Below are 22,839 nucleotides of genomic sequence, written 5' to 3'. Positions count from 1 at the left end.
GTAATAAAATTGTCAGAACTTCTTAAGATTAAGAAGTTTTGTAAAGAAATTTAAAGCACGAAAAATAAATAGTGTTCTAAAAATATACTAATTAAAAACAATAAACACTCACGTTGATCTTTAAAAAAGACCAGTTTATATTAACTATATATTTTACGTGATATATTTTTGAAAGTGGAATATAAGGAATGTTAAGATGAGAAAGAATCTTAATTTAACAATTATCTCTGCATTTGTAATAGCTACATTAGGATGGCAATCTGTTTTTGCTGCTGAAGTGGAGGTATCACAAAGTTCTATAGATAGTGATAAAATAATTAAATTAAAAGATGGCACTAAAGCTCGCGAGATGATTAACAATCAACAGCGTAGCCTTTATCAAATCGCTCTTTTAAGTAGTATTTCGATTTCAGAATTAAGGGCGATGAATTCGGGACGATTTGATAAGAAAGATGTTATTGAGGTTGGTGAGCGTATAGTTCTTCCCGAAAACTCCCCTTTGTTGCCTGCAATTAAATTAAAAGATGATAAAAAAGATAAGTATGGCAATTTACCTAAATTGGGATCAGATGATAATTATGATGTGAAAAAGGATAAGGAAGCATTATCAACTCAAGTTGCTTCAACGTTACAAACTTTAGCTAGTCAAGATTGGAAACAAATAACATCGCCAGAAAATGGTGGTTTAACAGGACATTTAAAAAATAAAGGTAAAGATTACGCAGAAAGTTATGTACGTAATGGTGTTAAAAACCAAGTTGTTGATCCAGTTCGCAATGCTGTACAGGATTTTTTAGGACGCTTTGGTACTGCTCAATTGCAATTTGACTTGAGTGATAAAGGGGCATTTAATAATGTCAATCTGCAATTATTTAGTCCATGGTATGACATTGAAAATACATTAATATTTAGTCAAATTTCATTTCAAGAATATGAACACAATCGTCGAATAGGTAATTTAGGTATTGGTCAGCGCTGGGATGTTGCTGATAAAAAATGGTTAATTGGTTATAATGTGTTTCTTGATCATGATTTCCAGCGGGCACACAATCGTTTAGGTATTGGTACCGAAGCATGGACTGATTATATGAAATTTGCTGCTAACTATTACCATCCTTTATCTGATTGGAAAGATTCTAAAGATTTTGATGATTATTTAGAACGTGCAGCAAGGGGGTTTGATCTTCGATTCCAAGGTTATTTACCACAATATCCGCACTTGGGTGGATCGCTTATGTATGAACAATACTATGGTGATAAAGTCGCTTTATTTGGTAAAGACAATCTTCAAAAAGATCCAAGAGCGATTACTGTGGGTCTTGATTATACACCAGTTCCTCTTTTTACCATTAAAGCTGAGCATAAACGGGGTCAAGATAGTAAGAAAGCAACTAATGCTGAATTGACGATGAATTATCGTATAGGTACTCCATTAAAAGAGCAGTTGGATCCTGATATGGTTCAATCTTCGCGTTCTTTAAAGGGTAGCCGTTATGATCTAGTTGACCGCAATAACTATATCGTTCTAGAATATAAAGAAAAGAAAATGTCTGTCGATTTGGGGCTTGAACAAGTTCAATTAATTGAGGGACAAACTTATCCATTAAGCATTAGTGTTCATAATTCTAAAAACATATCAAGTTTAGCATGGTCTGGTGATATGCTTGAAATTGATGCAGGTGATGGTTTTTTATGTGTGACAACTGGGGTATGTACTGCTTCTTCTTGGCTTAATCCATCAGTTGATACAAATAACTGGAAAATTGTTGCACCTAGTTATGTCGACCAGAATGGTCAACGTCGACCCGTTAGGTCAAATGGTAAATATTCTTTATCGGTATCGGTTACAGATAGTCGTGGTAAATCTGCAACATCTAATGCTGTTAGTTTCGAAGTATTACCAGATCCAACAATGAGAAAAATTGGAGTATGGGCAGTAGATAGCTCTGGTAATAAAACGACTTTAGCGACTCAATCCGCAGATGGTTTAAGTAGTTTGACAGTATTAGCAACCCTAGTTAAACCGAAGGTGAATAATGGTTCAATCAACTCATTTCAAGATGTAGATGGTTTCAGAGATGATGAACTAATGAGTCGTATACCGGATAAATTTAACGAATTTGCTGGATTGTGGACCGCAACTAGTAATGGCAAAAAAATTGCTTTAATTAATGGTACATCGGGTAGTATAAGTCAATGTCCTGGACATGAACCTTGTGTGATTGTAAAATCATTTGAAAAAATTACAAAAGGTCAAAAAGTTTCATCTCATGCTTCAACCGCAGCTGGTTTAGAAGTGATTGGTGATAGTTATGCATTAGATGTTGCTTCAAATATTCAAGGTATTGTAGATTTTTCTATTAACATTGATCAGTTTGGAGTTTCATTTAACAAGGCTTCTATTGATTTTTCAGGCGGTAAAGCAAGTTATATTGAAGTTTGGACTGCTTCTGGAGTAAAAGTAGCTACAAGTAATAATTCTATACTTGAATTTTCACCAGCAGATCCAAATGAATGGCGAGTGAGTAATGAATATTATGTTAAAGCATTTACTGCAGGTGGTCAGCCAATTGCTAATTCATTTGTGATTTGGTCATTGGTTGGTTCAAATACTAGTGCTTGTCCTAGTTCAGCAGAGACATCATTACCTAATGATGCCTCTAATAAACCTAACGGACCGTGGTTTAATGTATCTATGGGAATGGATGCTCATTATACGATAAGAGGTAAAAATAAGAACAATTATAGTTATGCAACATCAGGTACTAGTATTCCAGCTGTCCAAGGTGCTCCAGATTATTTGGATTTAACTCCACAATCAGTTTCTATACCTGCATGCGCTGGGGATCAAGGATTTAAATTACAAGTTACAGTTTTATAGTAGATAAAGTTTTTGATTACCAACCGGTGTTGGTAATCTAAAAGGGACACCAGTTAATGGTGTGTTTATATAAGTATAATATTCTTTTGTAAAGAAAAATAGGAAGTTAAACATGAAAAATTTAACAATTAAAAAGGTTGCATTAGGCTTATTTTTAGCTGGTTATGCAGCAAGTAGCGCGTTTGCATTAGATGCAACTACTCAAAGTGTTATTATGGGTAATGCACCAACGTTGAAAGCTAATAGCGCTTCAAATGATCACACTTTGACAGTTGGCATAACTTCAGACGCGGCTGGTACTAGTCCCATCGGTAACCGTGCAGCTAAAGTTGGTGATTATATCTTTATTAAATTTAATCTTTATGATGAAGATGGTGACACTGATAACGAAAAAATCAAAGATACATTGACAGTCTTTGTGAAGAAAAATGGCACTTGGAATCCAATCACCACTCTTAGCAATTTAGGCGCTTCCAATAATCAACAAACAGGTGACGGTGAGGTACATTTTCAAATAGATGATAGCTTTATTGGAGCAAGTCAAATTGGTTTTACAATCTTAGAAAGAACTGATTTCGGTCTTCCTTATGTTGGTAATTGGTTACAAGTAAATGATATTTGGGCAGCTGGTAATACACCAAATACTAAGCCAGCAGATCCTAATAACCCAAATGCACCTACAGATCCAGACGATGGTACTAATGGTACCTCTCATGGACCGGGTAGTATTGAGAATGGTAGTGGTCATGGACCTATAGTATCATCAAATGGTGTCATAGTTGGTATTTTCAAAATTGACCCAAATGGTAACGTAGATAAAACTGTAAACTACACTGAAAATAATGCTCCGGCTCTAAATTACGGCGAAAAATTTGAAGTTATCGTGTGGGATGATGTTGATGGTAATAAAAATATTGATCCTGGCGAAACTGAATTAACAGACTCTTATACCTACAAATGGTATCTAGATGGAACTTATGAGGGTGTTACTGCAGAAACTACTGAGTTAACTACTAATATTACTGGTCAAGACAATAGACAAATTACCTTAGGTGATACACAAGGCGGTAAGCATAATAGCATTTATGCAGCAGCAGGATACAAAGCTGGTGCCCAAGGTTATCATCTTAAGGTTGAAGCCAACTAATAATTTTAAATTTAGTTATATACAGCATAAAAAAACACTCTTTGGAGTGTTTTTTTATTAAGAATGAAATACCACTCACTTAGTTATGCTTCATATTATTTAAGGTTTGCTATAAAATAATTGCAATCTTTAATTCACTGTTACAAATATGATTATTCCTTGGCAAGATTTAGAACCTGAAACGTTAAATAACCTTATAGAATACTTCGTATTGCGTGAAGGCACTGATTATGGCTTGCAAGAAAAATCGCTACAAGAAAAAGTTAATGATGTTAAACTCCAATTGGAAAATGGTTCGGCAGCAATCTTTTGGTCTCAATTGCATGAAACAATTGATATTAAGTTAATTAAATAATGGTTAAAATGATTGTTTGTATATAATTTATTATGTAACTTTGTTATAGTGTCACTGTTGTAAATAAAATGGAGAGGTAGGAGTAATGATTGGAAAACAACAATCGGATACAACATTAGAATGGTTTTTATCTCATTGCCATATTCATAAATATCCGGCTAAGAGTACCCTTATACATCAAGGCGAAAAAGCAGAAACTCTCTATTATATTTTAAAAGGCTCGGTTGCAGTATTGATTAAAGACGATGAAGGTAATGAAATGATTTTATCCTATTTAAATCAAAATCAATTTTTGGGTGAATTAGGCCTTTTCAAGGAAGATACAGAGCGAAGCGCATGGGTTAAGGCCAAAACAAGTTGTGAAGTGGCTGAAATTTCATACAAAAAATTTAAACAACTCGTTCAAGTCAATCCTGATATTTTAATGCGCCTTGCCAGCCAAATGGCAAGTCGATTACAAGTAACATCTGAGAAAGTTAGTAATTTAGCATTTTTAGATGTTGCAGGGCGTATTGCGCAAACGCTTTTAAACCTTGCTAAACAACCTGATGCAATGACACACCCTGATGGTATGCAAATTAAAATTACGCGTCAAGAAATAGGTCAAATTGTTGGTTGTTCGCGTGAAACAGTTGGTCGAATTTTAAAAATGCTTGAAGATCAACATTTGATTTCTGCTCATGGTAAAACGATTGTGGTTTATGGTACCCGTTGATTTGTCTAAATAATACAATTGATACAATGATTGATACAATACGAGATATCACATGATACAAAAAAGGTATATTCCAAGTCATGTGGCTATAATTATGGATGGCAATGGTCGCTGGGCTCAACAACGTAACCAGTTGCGTGCCATTGGTCATCGAGCAGGTTTAAAAGCTGTACGAAAAATTGTTGCTTATGCTGCAGGATTAAAAGTAAAAGTTCTTACTTTATATGCTTTTAGTAGTGAAAACTGGAAGCGCCCATCTAATGAAGTTTCAGCCCTAATCTCCCTTTTTATTTATGCATTAAATAAAGAGATTAAAAGTTTAAATAAAAATAATGTTCGATTGAATATTATTGGTGATATTTCACGCTTTAGTGAACATTTACAAAATATGATTATTCATGCGCAGAATTTAACAAAAAACAATTCTGGGCTAGTGCTGAATATAGCAGTCAATTATGGTGGCCGTTGGGATATTTTACAATCAGCAAAAAAAATGGCTATGCAGGTTACTAAGGGCGAAATCACTATAGATGAAGTGACAGAAGACCGATTTGGTTCAACAATGTGTATGAGCGAATTTCCTGAAGTTGATTTAGTCATTCGTACTGGGGGAGAATATCGAATAAGTAATTTTTTGTTATGGCAAATTGCTTATTCTGAACTTTATTTTACCGATACTCTATGGCCTGATTTTAGTCAAAGTTTATTTGATGATGCTATTAATGCATTTAATGCCAGAGAGCGACGTTTTGGTGGGATTCATAATAAGGAGCACTCATGTTAATCCATCGCATACTTGCTGCAATTGTGCTTATTCCTCTTGTGGTAGTAGTTATTTTTTTTGTTCCATTATCTGTATTTTCTTTAGCCATTATTCTGGTTTGCGGATTAGCTGCGTGGGAGTGGGCTCAGTTCCTAAATATTAAAAAAAAATATTCAAAGTTAATTTTTGCCTTTTCAACTGTTATTTTATTGAGCATACTTTATTTGATTCCAAATTCAATTGAATTAAAAGTAAAACTATATATCACTATTTTATCTTTATCAGTTATATGGTGGTTAATTGCGTTGTGTTTAGTAACTAGCTATCCCAACACAACTAAATATTGGGGTAATTCAAATGCTATAAAGTTGCTATTTGCTTTTTTTACGATAATACCTTTTTTTATTAGTATGATTGAATTAAGAGCAATTAATTATAATGTTAATACTTACACTGGTGCAGTTTGGTTGCTTTACGTCTTTGTGCTAGTATGGGCGACAGATACAGGTGCTTATTTTGCGGGGCGCAGATTTGGTAAACGAAAATTAGCTCCAAAAGTATCCCCAGGTAAAACTGTAGAAGGATTTATTGGTGGTATCAGCGTAGCTATTGCAATTAGTATAATTACTTACATGTTTAATATGTTTAACATGACTTTCAGTACATTTTTTATTAGCTCTTTGTTAGCGGTTTTAGTTTCAGTTTTAGGTGATTTAACTGAAAGTATGTTTAAACGTGAAGCTGGTATTAAAGATAGTGGTTACATAATTCCTGGACATGGTGGAATTTTAGATCGTATTGATAGTTTAACTGCTGCAGTTCCTGTTTTTTCTGCATTAACTTTTTATTTATTATAAAAGGTGATGATTTTGTTGTGGTCACTGTTACTGTTTGTTATTACCATGAGTATATTAGTTACTATTCATGAGTTTGGACATTTTTGTGTTGCTCGTTTATGCAAGGTTCAAGTTGAATGCTTTTCAATTGGCTTTGGTAAAAAACTGTGGTCTCATAAATTTTTAAGTGGAACTGAATTGGTAATTGCTATGATTCCGCTTGGAGGTTATGTTAAAATGCTCGACGGTAGAGCAACGGCATTGTCAAGCAGCAACGAAAGATTTGCATTTGATAGAAAAAAGATTTGGCAACGGGCCGCAATCATTTTTGCTGGTCCATTTGCTAATTTTGTATTAGCTTTGATTATTTATTGGATTATTTTTTTGATAGGTGTAGTTGTTTATCCTGTCAAAATAAAAGAGATAATACCTAATACACCAGCCTCCACAGTAACTATTCCTGCTGGTGCAGAATTGAAGACTATTGATAATATAAAAGTAGAAACATGGAATGATGTTAATTTAGCTTTAATTGCAGCAATGGGAAAAGATAATGTTTCTTTGTCTTATATCGATAGTTCTGATGACGGTAATCAAAAAGAAATTAAAAAAAGTGTGGATATTAATAATTGGCGTTTTGATATAGAAAAAGATTTAGCTATTAGCGCATTTGGTTTTGTACCTAAAATGCTAGAAGTTCATCCTGTAGTGAGCAAAGTTGTTTCTGGTTCGGCTGCTGAGAAAGCTGGTTTACAAATTGGTGATAAAATTGTTGGTTATAACGATCAATCATACGTAGATTGGAATGATTTTTCCAATAACATTAAAAAAGCTCAGGTAATGATGCTAAAGGTTAATAGAGGAAAAAAAGATATTTATCTCAAACTCGTGCCAACTATTGGTATAGATGGAAAAGGTGTTGCTGGTTTGTATCCCACAACCGGGACAAAAGTTGTGCAGTATGGTTTTTTAGAAGGTTTTAATAAAGGTATGGCGCAAACAATGTTAACTATAAAGTTAACAACTCGTTCGCTTTATCAATTAGTAACAGGAATTATTGGTCTAAAACATTTATCTGGACCAATAACAATAGCAAAAAGCGCAGGGCAAACAGCAAGTTATGGTTTTACTCCTTACTTATATTTTTTGGCTTTTATTAGTATAAGTTTAGGTATTATCAATCTTGTTCCATTACCTATATTAGATGGCGGCCACCTTGTATTTTTACTCTTTGAAAAGATAAAAGGTAAAGCCTTATCAAATAAAGCACAAGAGAGATTTTTTCGTATTGGTTTATTTTTACTGATGGTAATAATGGGAATTGCACTATTTAATGATATTTTACGATTGTGATGGGATGAGGTTATAAATATTTACGATGAAAATAAATAAATTACTTATAGCATCTTTGTTGTGTAGTACTACAGCAGTATATAGTTCCAACGTATTTTGTGTTGATGATTTTGTGGTCAAAGATATCAAATTTGAGGGTTTGCAGCGTGTCACTGTTGGTGCTGCATTACTTGAAATGCCAATTCAAGTTGGTGATTATGTCAGTGAAAATGATTTAGGTCATATCATCAAATCACTATATTCTAGTGGAAACTTTGATAATATTACTATCTCTCGTGATGGTGATAGATTAATTATCCACGTTCAAGAACGCCCTACTATTGCTAACATAACTTTTTCTGGTAATAAGTCTATTAAAGATGACATGCTGAAGAAAAATTTAGATAGTTCTGGTATTCGTGAAGGCGAAGCATTGGATCGTACTATGCTTTCTGGTATAGAAAAAGGTTTAGAAGATTTTTATTATAGTGTTGGTAAATATAATGCTCAAATAAAAGCTGTTGTAACCCCGTTATCTCGTAATCGAGTAGATTTAAAATTAGTTGTTGCTGAAGGTAAATCGGCGTTAATTGATCAGATCAATATAGTTGGCGCAAAGGCTTTTTCATCTGAAGAGCTTATTTCACGTTTTGCTTTGCGTGATGAGGTACCCTGGTGGAACATGCTTGGAGATCGTAAATATCAAAAACAAAAATTAGCGTCGGATTTAGATGAATTGCAAAGTTTTTATTTAAATCGTGGTTATGCTCGTTTTAACATTGAGTCAACGCAAGTTAGTTTAACACCAGATAAAAAAGGTATATACGTTACAATCAATATTCATGAAGGTGAACAGTATAAGTTATCTCAGCTTGAATTTATAGGTAATTTTGCAGGATATAAAGAAGAGATCGCCAAAATTGCGAAGGAAAAAGTAACAATTGGTGAGCTCTATAATGGAAAAAAAATTACTGAAATTGAAGATAATATTAAGCGTTTACTTGCTAATTTTGGTTATGCATACCCTAATGTTTCAATCCGACCTGAAATGGATGATGCCTCTCATACTGTTAAATTAGTCATTCTTGTTGATGTTGGTGAACGTTTTTATGTTCGTAATATAAAAATAGTAGGCAATACTATAACAAGTGAAAACGTAATTCGCCGTGAACTTCGACAAATGGAGGGAGCATGGTTAAGTAATGGATTAGTTGAATTAGGTAAAGAACGTTTAAATCGACTTGGTTTTTTTGATACTGTTGAAGCTAATACCGAACGTGTACCTGGAGTCGCTGATCAAGTCGATGTTATTTATAACGTTGCTGAACGTAATACTGGTAGTATCAAATTTGGTGTTGGAATTGGTTCTGATAGTGGTCTTAGCTTTAATGCTGGAATTTCTCAAGATAACTGGTTGGGTACAGGTAATAGTGTCTCATTTGACATTAATACTACCGATACAGATAAAACTGCGTCTATTTCTATCATTGATCCTTATTTTACCGTTGATGGTGTAAGCCTAGGTGGAAGTTTTTATTATAATACTTATAAAAATGACGATAAAGATGATGAGTCAGAATATTCAAGTAAGACTTGGGGGGCGTCAGCTAATTTTGGTTTCCCAATTAGTGAAAATAATTTTGTTCGTTTTGGTACTGAATTCGCTAACCATAAGTTGTCCGATATGCAGGCGCAATATGGCATGTGGCGCTATTTTAACTCTATGGGCGAAAAAGTTAAAAATAAAAATTCTGTTTCTTTTAGCACCAATGATTTATTATTAAATGCCTATTGGACATATAACTCTTTAGATCGTGGATTCTTCCCTACTGATGGATTAAAAATGACTACTAGTGCTAAAGTTACAGCACCATTATTTGATAATCGATTCTATAAACTAGTGTCAGATGCATCTTATTATTATCCAATTGACAATGACCATAATTGGGTCTTCTTAACTCGTGCTCGATTAGGCTATGGGGGCGGTTTTGGTGGTAAAGAGTTACCTTTTTACGAAAATTTCTATGCTGGTGGTGCGTCAGTGCTACGTGGATTTAAATCAAATACTGTTGGCCCTAAAGCGGTATATCTTAATAAAAGTGGAGTTTGTGATAGCTTAGATAATACATCTGGATGTACTAAATCAAAAGATGCAGTAGGTGGTAATGCTATAGCTTTTGCAAGCACAGAGCTGATTGTCCCAACGCCATTTGCTAGCGAAAAATACGCTGATAATATTAGAACATCACTATTTTTTGATGCTGGTACTGTATGGGATACAGAATGGGACCTAAAAGGAAATAATATTCCTGATTATAGTTCTCCGTCAGATATTAGAATGTCTGCTGGTCTTGCTGTGCAATGGATGTCGCCATTAGGTCCTTTGGTTTTTTCTTATGCTCAACCATTAAAAAAATATAATGGTGATTCAGCGCAACAGTTTCAATTTAATATAGGCTCTACATGGTAATTTCATGTTATAAATAAAAACAAGGTGATTAAAGTGAAAAAAATTATATCTATTCTGAGCGTTAGTATAACATTATTTTTTGCAAGTTTTGCAAATGCTGAAGTTAAAATTGGTGTAGTTGATGTTATGTCAGTATTGCAACGCATGCCTCAACGAGAATCTGTTGCTAAAGCATTGGATAGTGAATTTGAAGCGAGAGCGAAAGCATTACAAGCTGAAGAAAAAAAAGCTGGCGAAGCTGATGCTCGTCTAAAAAAAGATGGTTTAACATTGCCTTCATCTGAAAAAAGTAAACTGAATAAAACAATTTCTGAATTTGAAAATAAAGCTAAGGCGTTTTCTGCAGATTATCAAAAACGTCAAAAAGAAGAGTTTGGTAAATTATTAACTAAAATCCAAGAAGCAGTAAAAGATATTGTTGAAACAGAAAAATACGATATTATCTTAAATGCTGAAACTACGCTATCAGCTTCAGATGTAGTTAATATTTCAGATAAAGTACTGGAAAAGGTTAAAAAATAATGTTTTCCATTCGGTTAGAGCAATTAGCTAAGCAACTTGATGCTAGGTTACTTGGTGATGGTGATTTAGTCATCACTGGTATAGCATCAATGAAAAGTGCAGTATCAGGTCAAATTACATTTTTATCTGATAAAAAATTACAAAAGAATTTATTAGAATGCAAAGCTTCTGCTGTGGTAATGACAGAAGCGAGTATTGAACATTGGAATAGTGCAGCCCTTATTGTAAAAGATCCATACCTTGCATATGCAAAATTAGCACAATACCTAGATACCACTCCAGCCCCAGCTAAGGATATAGCTACATCAGCAGTGATTGATTCGACAGCTCAATTAGGGAGTAATGTTTCTATTGGTGCTAATGCTGTTATCGAAAGTGGTGTGATATTAGGAGATAATTGTATTATTGGTGCAGGGTGTTTTGTTGGAAAAAATACAACAATTGGTGCTGGTACAAAATTATGGGCCAATGTCTCTGTTTATCATAACTGCGTTATTGGTGAAAATTGCTTAGTACAATCAGGAACTGTAATTGGCGCAGATGGATTTGGTTATGCTAATAATAAAGGTAAATGGGTTAAAATTCCCCAATTAGGCCGTGTTGTTATTGGTAATGATGTTGAAATTGGTGCCTCAACAACAATCGATCGTGGTGCACTTGATGACACTATCATTGGTAACGGTGTTATTATTGACAATCAATGCCAGATTGCCCATAACGATGTGATCGGAGATCATACAGCAATTGCAGGTGGTGTTATTATGGCTGGAAGTTTAACTATTGGTCGACACTGTTTAATTGGGGGTGCAAGTGTGATTAATGGACATATGGAAATATGTGATCAAGTTACAGTGACAGGTATGGGAATGGTAATGCGCCCAATTACACAGCCAGGTGTTTATTCATCTGGTATTCCATTGCAGGAAAATAAAGTTTGGCGAAAAACGGCATCATTAGTTTTACATATTGACGAAATGAATAAACGCTTGAAAACGCTTGAGAAGAAATTATTAAATGTCTCGACGTAGGCGATTACGGTCGGTATAATGCATTCCTATTTTTTAATTTTTTAGCTCAATTATCGTTTTTATATAATTATGGGCAGATAATATTCAATAATTTCGAGGTATAAAGATGCAAGTTTCGGTAGAAACAACACAAGGGTTAGGTCGACGTTTATCAATTACAATTAAAGCTGAAGATATTTCAAAAGCAGTTGATAAAGAGCTTATTAATACAGCAAAAAAAGTACGTATTGATGGTTTTCGTAAAGGAAAAGTGCCTTTAAAAATTGTTGAACAACGTTACGGAGCTTCTATTTTACAAGATGTATTAAGTGATTTAATGCAACGAAATTTTGTGGACGCAATTATTCAGGAAAAATTAAATCCAGCCGGAGCTCCAACTTATACTCCACAAGAATATAAAAATGGTGAAGATTATACATTTACTGTTGAATTTGAAGTTTACCCAGAAATAAAAGTTGAAAATTTAGATAAAATTGAAGTTGAAAAACCAGTAGCAGAAGTTGCGGATGCAGATATTGAAACAATGATTGAAACATTGCGCAAGCAACAAGGTACTTGGAAAGAGGTTGAAAAAGCAGCTGAAGAACAATATCGTGTTACTTTAGATTTTGTAGGTCAAGTTGATGGTACGGAGTTTGAAGGTGGTAAGGCTAATGATTTTGCATTAGTGCTAGGACAAGGTCGTATGATCCCTGGTTTTGAGGATGCTATTATTGGTCATAAAGCAGGTGATAAATTTGATATTAATGTTACTTTCCCTGAAAACTATCATGCTGAAAACCTTAAAGGTAAACCTGCTGTATTCGCATCTACACTTAAAAAGGTTGAAGAACTTGAATTACCTGAACTTACAGAAGATGTTGTTAAACGTTTTGGTATTGTAGACGGTACCATTGAAAGTTTACGAGCCGAAGTCTGTAAAAATATGACTAGGGAACTCAATGCAACAATTCGTAACAAAATTAAAACACAAGCTATTGATGGTTTAGTTAAAAATAATGAAATTGATGTACCGGGGGCATTAATTAACCGCGAAGTTGATGTATTACGTCAACAAGCTTTATCTCGTTTTGGCGGTAATGTCAAACAAGGTATGGAGTTACCGAAAGAATTATTTGAAGCTGAAGCTAAAAAACGTGTTACTACAGGATTACTGTTTAATGAAATCATTGAAAGTAATAAATTAACAGCGGAAGAATCGCGCGTTCAAGCATTAATCGAAGAAATTGCAACTGCATATGAAGATCCAAAAGAAGTTTTAGAATATTATCGCAAGGATAAGAAAGCGATGGAAAATATTAGAGCTGTTGCATTAGAAGATCAAGTTGTTGATCTGTTGTTAGCTAGCGCAAAGGTAACAGAAAAGACTTATTCGTTTTCTGAATTAATGAATCAGCAAATAGTCTAATTTATTAACCTTTTCGTTTAATCTAAAAAACTACTTTAAAGCCCAAATAAGGATTATCCGTTTGGGCTATTTTGTTAATTAGGAGAAAAAAATGCCTTTAGAATCATACATGGGTGTTATTCCAATGGTCGTTGAACAAAGCTCTCGGGGTGAACGTGCTTATGATATTTACTCACGACTATTAAAAGAGCGAGTTATATTTTTGACAGGTCAAGTTGAAGATAATATGGCAAACCTTATTATTGCTCAAATGTTATTTCTAGAAGCTGAAAATCCTGATAAAGATATCTATTTGTATATTAATTCTCCTGGTGGGGTTGTTACAGCAGGCATGGCAATTTATGACACCATGCAATTTATAAAACCAGACGTCAGTACAATTTGTTTAGGGCAAGCATGTTCAATGGGGTCATTACTTTTAACAGCTGGTGCTAAAGGTAAACGTTATTGCTTGCCTAATGCTCGTGTAATGATTCATCAACCATTAGGTGGTTTTCAAGGACAGGCTTCAGATATCCAAATACACGCACAAGAGATTTTACAGGTAAAAAATCGTCTAAATAGTATTTTAGCAATGCACACAGGTCAAGATATTAGTGTGATTGAAAAAGATACCGATCGTGATAATTTTATGTCTGCCGATAAAGCGGTTGAATATGGTTTAGTTGATGCCATATATAATAAACGATCTTAATGTTGGGTAGGTGATAAACGTGAATAAAGAAAGTTCAGAAAAATTACTCTATTGTACTTTTTGTGGTAAAAGTGAGCATGAAGTCCGTAAACTTATTGCTGGTCCAGCATCTATTTATATTTGTAATGAATGTATAGGATTATGTAATGATATTTTAAAAGATGAGAAAAAAAATTTTCTTTCTCATGAAGAGTTTATTAGTAAGCCATTACCGACACCACATGAAATTAGGGAACATCTTGATGAATATGTAATTGGTCAAGAACGAGCCAAAAAAGTTTTATCTGTTGCCGTTTATAATCATTACAAGCGTTTACGTAATCATGCTAGTCGTAGTGATGTTGAATTAGGCAAGAGTAATATACTGCTTATAGGACCTACTGGTAGTGGTAAAACGTTATTAGCTGAAACATTGGCCCGTTTTTTAGATGTACCTTTTGCTATGGCCGATGCAACAACATTAACTGAAGCCGGTTATGTTGGTGAAGATGTAGAAAATATCATTCAAAAGTTATTACAGAATTGCGATTATGATGTTGAAAAAGCTCAGAGGGGGATTATTTATGTTGATGAAATTGATAAAATTTCACGAAAATCGGATAATCCATCAATTACTAGAGATGTATCAGGTGAAGGTGTTCAACAAGCTTTATTAAAAATTATTGAAGGTACTATTGCTTCAGTTCCGCCAAAAGGTGGGCGAAAACATCCTCAACAGGAATTTTTACAGGTTGATACTTCAAAAATTTTATTCATTTGTGGCGGAGCATTTAGTGGCTTGGATAAAGTCATTGAAAATCGTGTATCGATTAATACAGGAATAGGTTTTGGCGCCGATGTGAAAAGTACCAAAAATAGACTTTCTGAGTCGGAGCTATTAGCACAAATTGAGGCTGAAGACTTGGTTAAGTTTGGTTTAATTCCTGAGTTTATTGGAAGGTTACCTGTCATTGGAAAATTATCTGAATTAGATAAAAATGCTTTAATTAATATTCTAACTGAACCTAAAAATGCTTTAACTAAACAATTTCAAACATTGTTCAAGCTTGATGGTGTTGAACTTGAGTTTACAAAAGAAGCTTTAGATGCTATAGCTATAAAAGCGATGCAACGGAAAACCGGTGCTAGAGGTTTGCGTTCAATTGTGGAAAATATATTATTAGATACAATGTATGACTTACCATCAATGAATACCATTAATAAAGTAGTTGTAGAAAAAGAAACTGTTGAACAATCTTTAGCACCAAAATTTGTCCATCGTAACGATATTGATATTTCTATTTAAAATACATATTTGCCATCATAAATACGGATGGCAAGAGATATAACTTTAAATTAATACTAAAAAAATTCTACATAAATACAGTCAAGATGTTCTAGAAAATAGTGTATATTTAAAGCAAAAAAGATAGGCTTGAATATCCAAAAATGATCCCAATATTTATTTAATGGGTTTATACAACTAGAGAGAATAAAATGAAAACAAAACGAACTAAACATATGATTATGCCTATTTTACCATTGCGTGATGTTGTTGTATTTCCACATATGGTAATTCCTCTCTTTGTTGGTAGAAGTAAATCAATACGTTGCTTAGAAAGTGCAATGGAAATGGATAAGCAAATCTTTCTTGTAACTCAAAAAAACCCTTCCCAAGATGATCCAGATATAGATGATTTATATGATGTTGGAACTGTTGCTAATGTTTTACAGTTACTTCAATTACCTGATGGAACAGTAAAAGTTCTTGTTGAAGGTGTTGAAAGAGCTAAAATGATTGATGTTGTTGAACGCGATAACAATGAATTTTTTATTGCAAAAGTTAAGTCATTTAGTGAAGTAAAAAAAGCTGATGATATAAGTGAAGCTATGATACGCCTAACTTTATCCAACTTTGATGAATATGCAAAACTTAACAAAAAAGTAACTCAGGAAGTTGTTGATTCTATCCGTTTACTTAAAGAACCATCTCGTTTGGCTGATTCTATTGCTGCATCTCTATTTTTGAAAGTTGATCAAAAACAAGAGATTTTAGTAACAGCAAATCTTGTAAAGCGTTTTGAATTGCTTATTTCATTGATGGAATCAGAAATTGATTTATTACAAGTTGAGAAAAATATTCGACAACGAGTTAAACAGCAAATGGAGAAAGCTCAAAAGGAATATTACCTCAACGAGCAAATTAAAGCTATTCATAAAGAATTAGGAGATATAGATAATAAGCCTGATGAATATGAAGAATTAAAAGAAAAAATTACTAAGGCAAAAATGCCTAAAGAAGCTACGGATAAAGCATTAGCTGAGCTTAATAAATTAAAAATGATGCCGGCAATGTCTGCAGAAGCAACGGTTGTTCGTAGCTATATTGATTGGATGATTCAAGTTCCTTGGTATAAGCGTAGTAAAATTAAAAAAGATATTGAAGTTGCACAAAAAGTATTAGATAAAGATCATTATGGTCTTGAACGAGTAAAAGATAGAATTTTAGAATATTTAGCAGTTCAAGGTCGTGTCAATAAAGTTAAAGGTCCAATTTTATGTTTAGTTGGTCCTCCAGGGGTAGGGAAAACATCACTTGGCCAATCGATAGCTAAAGCAACAGGACGTCAGTATATACGAATGGCGCTTGGTGGCGTGCGCGACGAGGCTGAGATACGCGGACATAGACGTACTTACATTGGTTCGATGCCGGGTAAATTAATTCAGCGTATGGTCAAAGTAGGAGTTAAAAACCCGTTATTTTTATTGGATGAAGTAGATAAGATGGCATCGGATATGCGTGGTGACCCTGCATCTGCTTTATTAGAAGTCCTTGATCCAGAACAAAATAATGCTTTTAGTGACCATTATTTAGAAGTCGATTACGATTTATCTGATGTGATGTTTGTTGCAACTGCTAACTCTATGAATATTCCTGCGCCATTATTGGATAGAATGGAAGTTATTCGCCTTTCTGGTTATACAGAAGATGAAAAATTGAATATAGCAAAGCAACATTTAATTGCTAAGCAGATAGAAAATAATGGTTTAAAATCAAAAGAAATTAGTATTGATGATCCAGCTATTATGGGAATTATTCGATATTATACGCGGGAAGCAGGAGTTCGAAGCTTAGAGAGAGAGATTGCAAAAATTTGCCGTAAGGTTGTTAAACAATTAGCATTAGATAAAAAATTAAAAAAAGTAACGGTTACACAGGCTAACTTAAAAGATTTTTTGGGAATACAGCGTTTTAATTACGGAAAAACGGATAATGAAAGCCGAATTGGTCAGGTTATTGGTCTTGCGTGGACAGAAGTTGGCGGAGACTTACTTACAATTGAATCAGTAAGTGTATTAGGTAAAGGAAAATTAACTTATACAGGTTCATTAGGCGAGGTTATGCAAGAGTCAATTCAAACAGCACTGACAGTTGTTCGATCACGTGCTGAAAAATTAGGCATAAATAGTGATTTTTATGAAAAACGTGATATCCATGTCCATGTACCTGATGGAGCAACTCCAAAAGATGGACCAAGTGCAGGTATTGCAATGTGTACATCACTTATTTCAACCTTAACAGGTAATCCTGTTCGATCTGATGTTGCTATGACAGGTGAAATAACTTTACGTGGTGAAGTTTTACCTATAGGAGGGCTAAAAGAGAAGTTACTAGCTGCACACCGAGGTGGAATTAAAACCGTTTTGATCCCTATGGATAATGTTAAAGACTTGGAAGAAATTCCTGTTAATGTAAAATCTGAAGTTAATATTCATCCAGTAAAATGGATTGATGAAGTACTCACAATTGCACTACAAAATAATCCATTTGGTATAGAGCCAATAACTAAAAAAACTATTAAGAAATTAAAAAACAGTATTGATAGTTCTGTAATATTGAACTAGTAACTTAATACTATATATAAAAGATCAACTTTATGTTGATCTTTTTTGTAGACTTAACATTCGTACAATAGCCAATTTAGTTAAATATGCTATACTTTTATAATTCAACATTAGGTATATGGAGAGTCGCAAGAAATGATGGAAACAATCCGAACAGCAGCAAATAATATTGTGGTTAAGATTATTTTTGCAATAATTATCGTATGTTTTATTTTCACAGGCGTCGGATTTTTAGGCTTTGGAGGTGGTAATACTAGCGCACTAGATCAACAGAAATACATCGCAAAAGTTGATGGTGACGGTATCAGTCGAGCCGAATTTGAAGCTCAAGCTAGAACAGTGACAGCTAATGCTGGAGGTGACAATTTTTTTATAAAACAACTGCGCCGTAAGGTATTATCCTATCAAATTGATAATTATTTAGCTTATAAATTTTCCCAAAAGATTGGTGCAGCTATTAGTAATGATCAAATTAAAAAATTTATTAAAAAACAAAAAGAATTTTTTAAAAATGGTAAATTTGATAATCAGACATATTTAAACCTACTAGCTGAAAATAATTTTACTCCAGATAGTTATGCTGAAATCATAAGAACAGTACTACAGCAACAACAAGTTGTTAATGCCATAACAAATAGTAGTTTTATTCTGCCTATTGATTCTGAAATATCATCTCTCAAAAATCAAACTAGAAGCGTATACGCTACTTCTGTTAATACTTCTGTAAGTGATATTGATGAGTCAAATATTACGTTAGATGATGAACAAAAATATTATAACGAACATTTAAAAGATTTTTTTAAAAATGAGCGTGTAAAAGTTAAGTATATTGTTACTTCTGATGATATCTTGAGAAAAACAATTAGTGTTACTGAAAAAGAAATTAAAAATGAATATGATAAAAATATCAAAACTTATTCATATCCGCCCAAGAAAGCTTATAGTGTAATTTTTGTTACTGACAAAGAGCGAGCTGATAATATTGCAAAAGATCTTCTTTCTGGAAGAAATTTTGAGAATATTGTTAACATTGTTAACCAAAATAATGATATTTCTCCATATGGTAAGAATGGTTCATTAGGTTGGTTTGCTGATGATGACTCTTTACCTCAAGTTTTTAAAGATGCCCAGCTGAAAAAAGTCGGAGATATTTCATTACCAATCAATGTTGATGATGGTTATTTAATAGTGAAATTAGATGGTATACAACCTAAAAAATTCATGGATTTTGATTATGTGAAATATCAAATTGAGTCAAAACTTACTAAACAAAAAATAGAACAAGCTTTAGAAAGTGAAGAAAATAAAATTAAAACTATACTTAGCCAAACACCTAAGAGCATCGAAGAGGTTGCTAACAAAGTTGGACTTGAAGTAAAGATTTCTGATTGGATGTCTTTCAATGATAAGTCATCAATTGTTTCTCATCCTGAAATTAGAGATGTAATTTTTAGTGAAGAAATGATAGTTGATGATAGGGTGACGAATAAAATTTCTGATTTAATACCTGTAGACAGAAAATACGGGAAGTATGATTTTGTTGTACAAACTGTTGATTATCGTCCTGAAGGTATCGCACCATTTGATGAAGTTAAAGATGATATCCATAAAAAACTTTTTACAGAAATGGTTCAAAACCAGTTTAAATCTAGTGTTGATAATATATTGATTCAACTGGATGAAACTGGAAAAGCTAAAAATGTAAAATTTGCAAAAAAATATACTTTGAATCGAAATTCAACAGAACTCGATGAAAAAGTTGTTAATATGGTCTTTAATTTAAGTCCTTCTCCATCGGGTAAAACTGTTTATGGCGTGGAATTTTTAGATGATAAAAATGCTGATATTGTCGCACTAACTAAAGTCGACACACCAGAATATAAAGATATTTCTTCTGAGTTGTTACCGTTATTCATTAGTAATACGCATTATTATCTTGCTGCTGACATACGCTCTAAAGCTAAGATAGAAATTATGCCTGATTCTAATTTGTGATTTAATTCCCCAAATAATAGAAATAATTGAAAAAAAGAAAAGTCACCTTGGTGGCTTTTCTCATTTTTATTATTAATGAAATTTTTTTATTTGATTAAGTGAGATAGTTATAAAGCAAATTTACTTGCGGAACTATTTTATGAGGTTAATCAAATGAAAGTATTTTCACTATTATGTATCATGTTATCAAGTCTTACTTTTTCGAGTATAAGTTTTGCTAATTCGGTTCCTGAAACACATACGGCTGTTAAACAAGAACAGAAACAAGTTGTTCAAGTAAACATTAATACTGCAACAGCAGAAGAATTATCAAAAGTATTAACTGGGATTGGAACAAGTAAAGCTCAGAAGATAATAGAATACCGAGAAAAGTTTGGCCCTTTTGTTTCAGTTGAGCAATTAAAAGAAGTCTCAGGTATTGGGCAGGCAACATTGGATAAAAACGCTGGTAAAATAATATTATAATTTGTTATCTCCACTAATTAATTATTGGTGGAGATAATATCAATCTAATTATCAATGGGATCAACATCAATGCTCCATCTTACTTTTGATGTTTCACTCCATTTTCCTATTACTATTAATAGTTGATCCAAAATTTTCTGTAATTGTTGCCTACTTGTATGTTGAAGTAGTAATTGCCAACGATGATATCCTGCTTTCTTTGGTTGACTTGCAGGCATTGGCCCCAGCTGCCATAAAGTATTATTGCTATGTTCTTTTAACCAATCATGCACATGCTGTAAAAATGTTGGAGCGTAATGATTGTTACGATCAGCTGCACGAATTAATGTTTGGTAACTAAATGGCGGTAATTGTGTATGTTGCCGTTCATGTAACGTTAGTTTGGCAAATTTTTCATAACCTTGAGTTAGTAAAATATTGAGTAAAGGGTGATCTGGATGATATGTTTGTAAAATAACTTGTCCAGCTTTAGTTTCACGACCTGCTCTTCCTGATACTTGAGTATAAATTTGTGCAAATCGCTCAGTTGCCCTAAAATCACTTGAGAATAATGCCCCATCAACATCGACAATTCCAACTAAAGTTACATCCGGGAAATGATGCCCTTTAGCTAAAATTTGCGTGCCAACTAAAATGTGTGCGCCACCTTGTTGAATACTTTGTAAATAGTTATCTAATGCGCCTTTTTTATTCACTGTGTCTCGATCAATGCGGCTAATTTTAATATTAGGAAAGAGGATTTCAAGTTGTTGTTCAAGTTGTTCTGTTCCAAATCCAATTGGCATTAAATGAGTTGATCCACATTTTGGGCATTGTTTAGGAACCGCCCTTGGTGTATCACAATAATGACATATAAGTTTGTGTTGTTTTTGATGTAGTGTATAAGGTCTATCACAGCGAGGACATTCAGCAATCCATCCACAGTCATGGCATATTAACAATGGTGAAAAGCCTCGGCGATTTAAAAATAGCATTACCTGATTATTATTAGATAAATGCTTTTTTATTTGTTCAATTAATGGTTGAGATAAACCAGCAGTAAGTGCTAACCCACGCAGATCCAAAATTGACTGTTTGGCTAGCATTGCATTACCGGCTCTTTCGGTTAATTGTAATAAATGGTATTTGTGATTTTGTGCATTATTGAGTGTTTCAAGCGACGGTGTTGCGGAGCCTAAAACAATTGGAATATTGTTAAATTTTGCTCGAATAATTGCTAAATCTCGGGCATGATAACGCCAACCTTCTTGTTGTTTATAGGAGCTATCATGTTCTTCATCAATAATAATCATTCCTAAGTCTTTAAAGGGAGTAAAAAGTGATGAGCGAGTACCAACAACAATAGCATTTTCACCACGTTTACTTCTTAGCCAAACAGTGAGTCTTTGTATATCTGTTAATCCTGAGTGCAAAATATCAATTGGCGCATTAAAGCGTTTTTTAAAACGTCCAATTGTTTGTGGCGTTAACCCAATTTCTGGAACTAGTACTAATGCTTGCTTACCTGTAGCTAATATATTAGATAGTATATTTAAATATACTTCTGTTTTACCCGAACCAGTCACTCCTTCTAATAAAAATACTTCAAATTGATGATTTTTTTTGTTGATTGTTTCTATAGCATAGGTCTGCTCTTTATTTAGCTGAATTGAACTAGTATTTGTTGAAAAATTGGTTTGCCATTGAATATTATTTGATTGACAGTTCACTTGTTCTATAAGATTTTTTTTCTGTAATTCTTGATAGATAGTACTACTTACTTCATTTTCAGAAGGAGTATTATTTCTGAATGATGATAATAATAATTTTTGTTTCGGAGTCCGTGATAATGATTTTAAATCAATATTTTTACCCAATTGAGTTAATTGCCATCGTTTGATGTCTTCCTTGATTGCTTTTCGCCCTTGTCGTAATAAAACAGGTATAGAATGAAAAAGAACTTCGCCAATAGGATAATGGTAATAATTAGCGGCCCAGTTCAATAACCGCCAAATAGAAGGCGTAAAAACAGGTTCTGTATCAATAACAGTTGTAATTGTTTTTAAGATTTTAATATCAAATTCAGTTTTTTCATCAATACTAACAATAATTCCTATTGCGTCACGTTTACCAAAAGGAACTTTAACCCGCATTCCAACTTGAGCTGGTTTAGTTAATTGATAATCAAATATTTGGTAAAGTGGTACAGGTAAGGCTATATGAGCGATAAGCATTAAAAAATCACAGGTATTATAATTTATATAAAGCTATATTGTACGCAGTTTTTATATAACCCGCAAAAGTTATAAAAACAATCTAGTTTTTATTCATCTAGATTTATTACATCAATAGCTTAAAAAGGAT

17 protein-coding genes are annotated in these 22,839 nt (G+C 33.4%); 16 read left to right on the top strand and 1 reads right to left on the bottom strand.

Annotated elements, in window-relative coordinates; genetic code table 11:
• Positions 1-196 precede the first annotated feature (196 nt).
• The 16 genes from ACGH49_RS00380 to ACGH49_RS00305 all read left to right on the top strand — a co-directional run bounded on the left by ACGH49_RS00380 (position 197) and on the right by ACGH49_RS00305 (position 20,496).
• Entirely contained in the window at positions 197-2,881 is a 2,685-nt protein-coding gene (locus ACGH49_RS00380) for an inverse autotransporter beta domain-containing protein (protein ID WP_411587810.1), read from the top strand.
• Between the two features lie 112 nt (positions 2,882-2,993).
• Positions 2,994-4,028, top strand: coding sequence for a hypothetical protein (locus tag ACGH49_RS00375; protein ID WP_411587808.1), 1,035 nt, complete (start codon positions 2,994-2,996; stop codon positions 4,026-4,028).
• Positions 4,029-4,176: 148 nt separating this feature from the next.
• Entirely contained in the window at positions 4,177-4,383 is a 207-nt protein-coding gene (locus tag ACGH49_RS00370; RefSeq protein ID WP_296207505.1) for a YheU family protein, read from the top strand.
• 85 nt (positions 4,384-4,468) lie between these two features.
• Positions 4,469-5,098 carry a cAMP-activated global transcriptional regulator CRP gene (gene crp, locus ACGH49_RS00365; protein ID WP_065608659.1) on the top strand — a complete coding sequence of 210 codons (630 nt, stop codon included), beginning with the start codon at positions 4,469-4,471 and terminating at the stop codon, positions 5,096-5,098.
• Between the two features lie 52 nt (positions 5,099-5,150).
• Positions 5,151-5,882, top strand: a complete 732-nt coding sequence (locus tag ACGH49_RS00360; RefSeq protein ID WP_296207504.1) for an isoprenyl transferase — start codon at positions 5,151-5,153, stop codon at positions 5,880-5,882.
• Positions 5,876-6,718, top strand: coding sequence for a phosphatidate cytidylyltransferase (locus ACGH49_RS00355; RefSeq protein ID WP_411587807.1), 843 nt, complete (start codon positions 5,876-5,878; stop codon positions 6,716-6,718). The genes ACGH49_RS00360 and ACGH49_RS00355 overlap by 7 nt, the downstream gene beginning before the upstream one ends.
• A 12-nt stretch (positions 6,719-6,730) precedes the next feature.
• Positions 6,731-8,050, top strand: a complete 1,320-nt coding sequence (gene rseP / locus ACGH49_RS00350) for an RIP metalloprotease RseP (RefSeq protein ID WP_411587806.1) — start codon at positions 6,731-6,733, stop codon at positions 8,048-8,050.
• Positions 8,051-8,075: 25 nt separating this feature from the next.
• Complete coding sequence (gene bamA / locus ACGH49_RS00345; RefSeq protein WP_411587804.1) at positions 8,076-10,499, top strand: outer membrane protein assembly factor BamA; 2,424 nt, start codon at positions 8,076-8,078, stop codon at positions 10,497-10,499.
• Positions 10,500-10,532: 33 nt separating this feature from the next.
• Positions 10,533-11,021, top strand: coding sequence for an OmpH family outer membrane protein (locus ACGH49_RS00340; protein WP_411587803.1), 489 nt, complete (start codon positions 10,533-10,535; stop codon positions 11,019-11,021).
• Positions 11,021-12,049: a UDP-3-O-(3-hydroxymyristoyl)glucosamine N-acyltransferase gene (lpxD, locus tag ACGH49_RS00335; protein ID WP_411587802.1), complete on the top strand. Its 1,029-nt coding sequence runs from the start codon at positions 11,021-11,023 to the stop codon at positions 12,047-12,049. The genes ACGH49_RS00340 and lpxD overlap by 1 nt, the downstream gene beginning before the upstream one ends.
• A 106-nt stretch (positions 12,050-12,155) precedes the next feature.
• On the top strand, positions 12,156-13,457 hold the full coding sequence (gene tig / locus ACGH49_RS00330; protein ID WP_296207491.1) for a trigger factor: 1,302 nt from the start codon (positions 12,156-12,158) through the stop codon (positions 13,455-13,457).
• 91 nt (positions 13,458-13,548) lie between these two features.
• Entirely contained in the window at positions 13,549-14,151 is a 603-nt protein-coding gene (gene clpP / locus ACGH49_RS00325; protein ID WP_065560779.1) for an ATP-dependent Clp endopeptidase proteolytic subunit ClpP, read from the top strand.
• 19 nt (positions 14,152-14,170) lie between these two features.
• Complete coding sequence (gene clpX / locus ACGH49_RS00320) at positions 14,171-15,436, top strand: ATP-dependent protease ATP-binding subunit ClpX (RefSeq protein ID WP_411587801.1); 1,266 nt, start codon at positions 14,171-14,173, stop codon at positions 15,434-15,436.
• 191 nt (positions 15,437-15,627) lie between these two features.
• A complete protein-coding gene (gene lon / locus ACGH49_RS00315; protein WP_411587799.1) occupies positions 15,628-18,036 on the top strand; it encodes an endopeptidase La in 2,409 nt (802 codons plus the stop codon).
• A 135-nt stretch (positions 18,037-18,171) separates the two neighbouring features.
• Complete coding sequence (locus tag ACGH49_RS00310) at positions 18,172-20,031, top strand: SurA N-terminal domain-containing protein (RefSeq protein ID WP_411587798.1); 1,860 nt, start codon at positions 18,172-18,174, stop codon at positions 20,029-20,031.
• 153 nt (positions 20,032-20,184) lie between these two features.
• The gene (locus ACGH49_RS00305; RefSeq protein ID WP_411587796.1) at positions 20,185-20,496 is read left to right on the top strand and encodes a ComEA family DNA-binding protein; all 312 of its coding nucleotides are present in this window, start codon (positions 20,185-20,187) and stop codon (positions 20,494-20,496) included.
• Between the two features lie 44 nt (positions 20,497-20,540).
• Here ACGH49_RS00305 and priA read toward each other — a convergent pair whose 3' ends face one another.
• Complete coding sequence (priA, locus tag ACGH49_RS00300) at positions 20,541-22,709, bottom strand: primosomal protein N' (RefSeq protein WP_411587794.1); 2,169 nt, start codon at positions 22,707-22,709, stop codon at positions 20,541-20,543.
• Positions 22,710-22,839 lie beyond the last annotated feature (130 nt).

It is taken from the genome of Gilliamella sp. BG7, assembly GCF_046635565.1.
GTDB lineage: Bacteria > Pseudomonadota > Gammaproteobacteria > Enterobacterales > Orbaceae > Gilliamella > Gilliamella apicola_P.
This window is presented reverse-complemented; position numbering and strand designations above follow the sequence as displayed.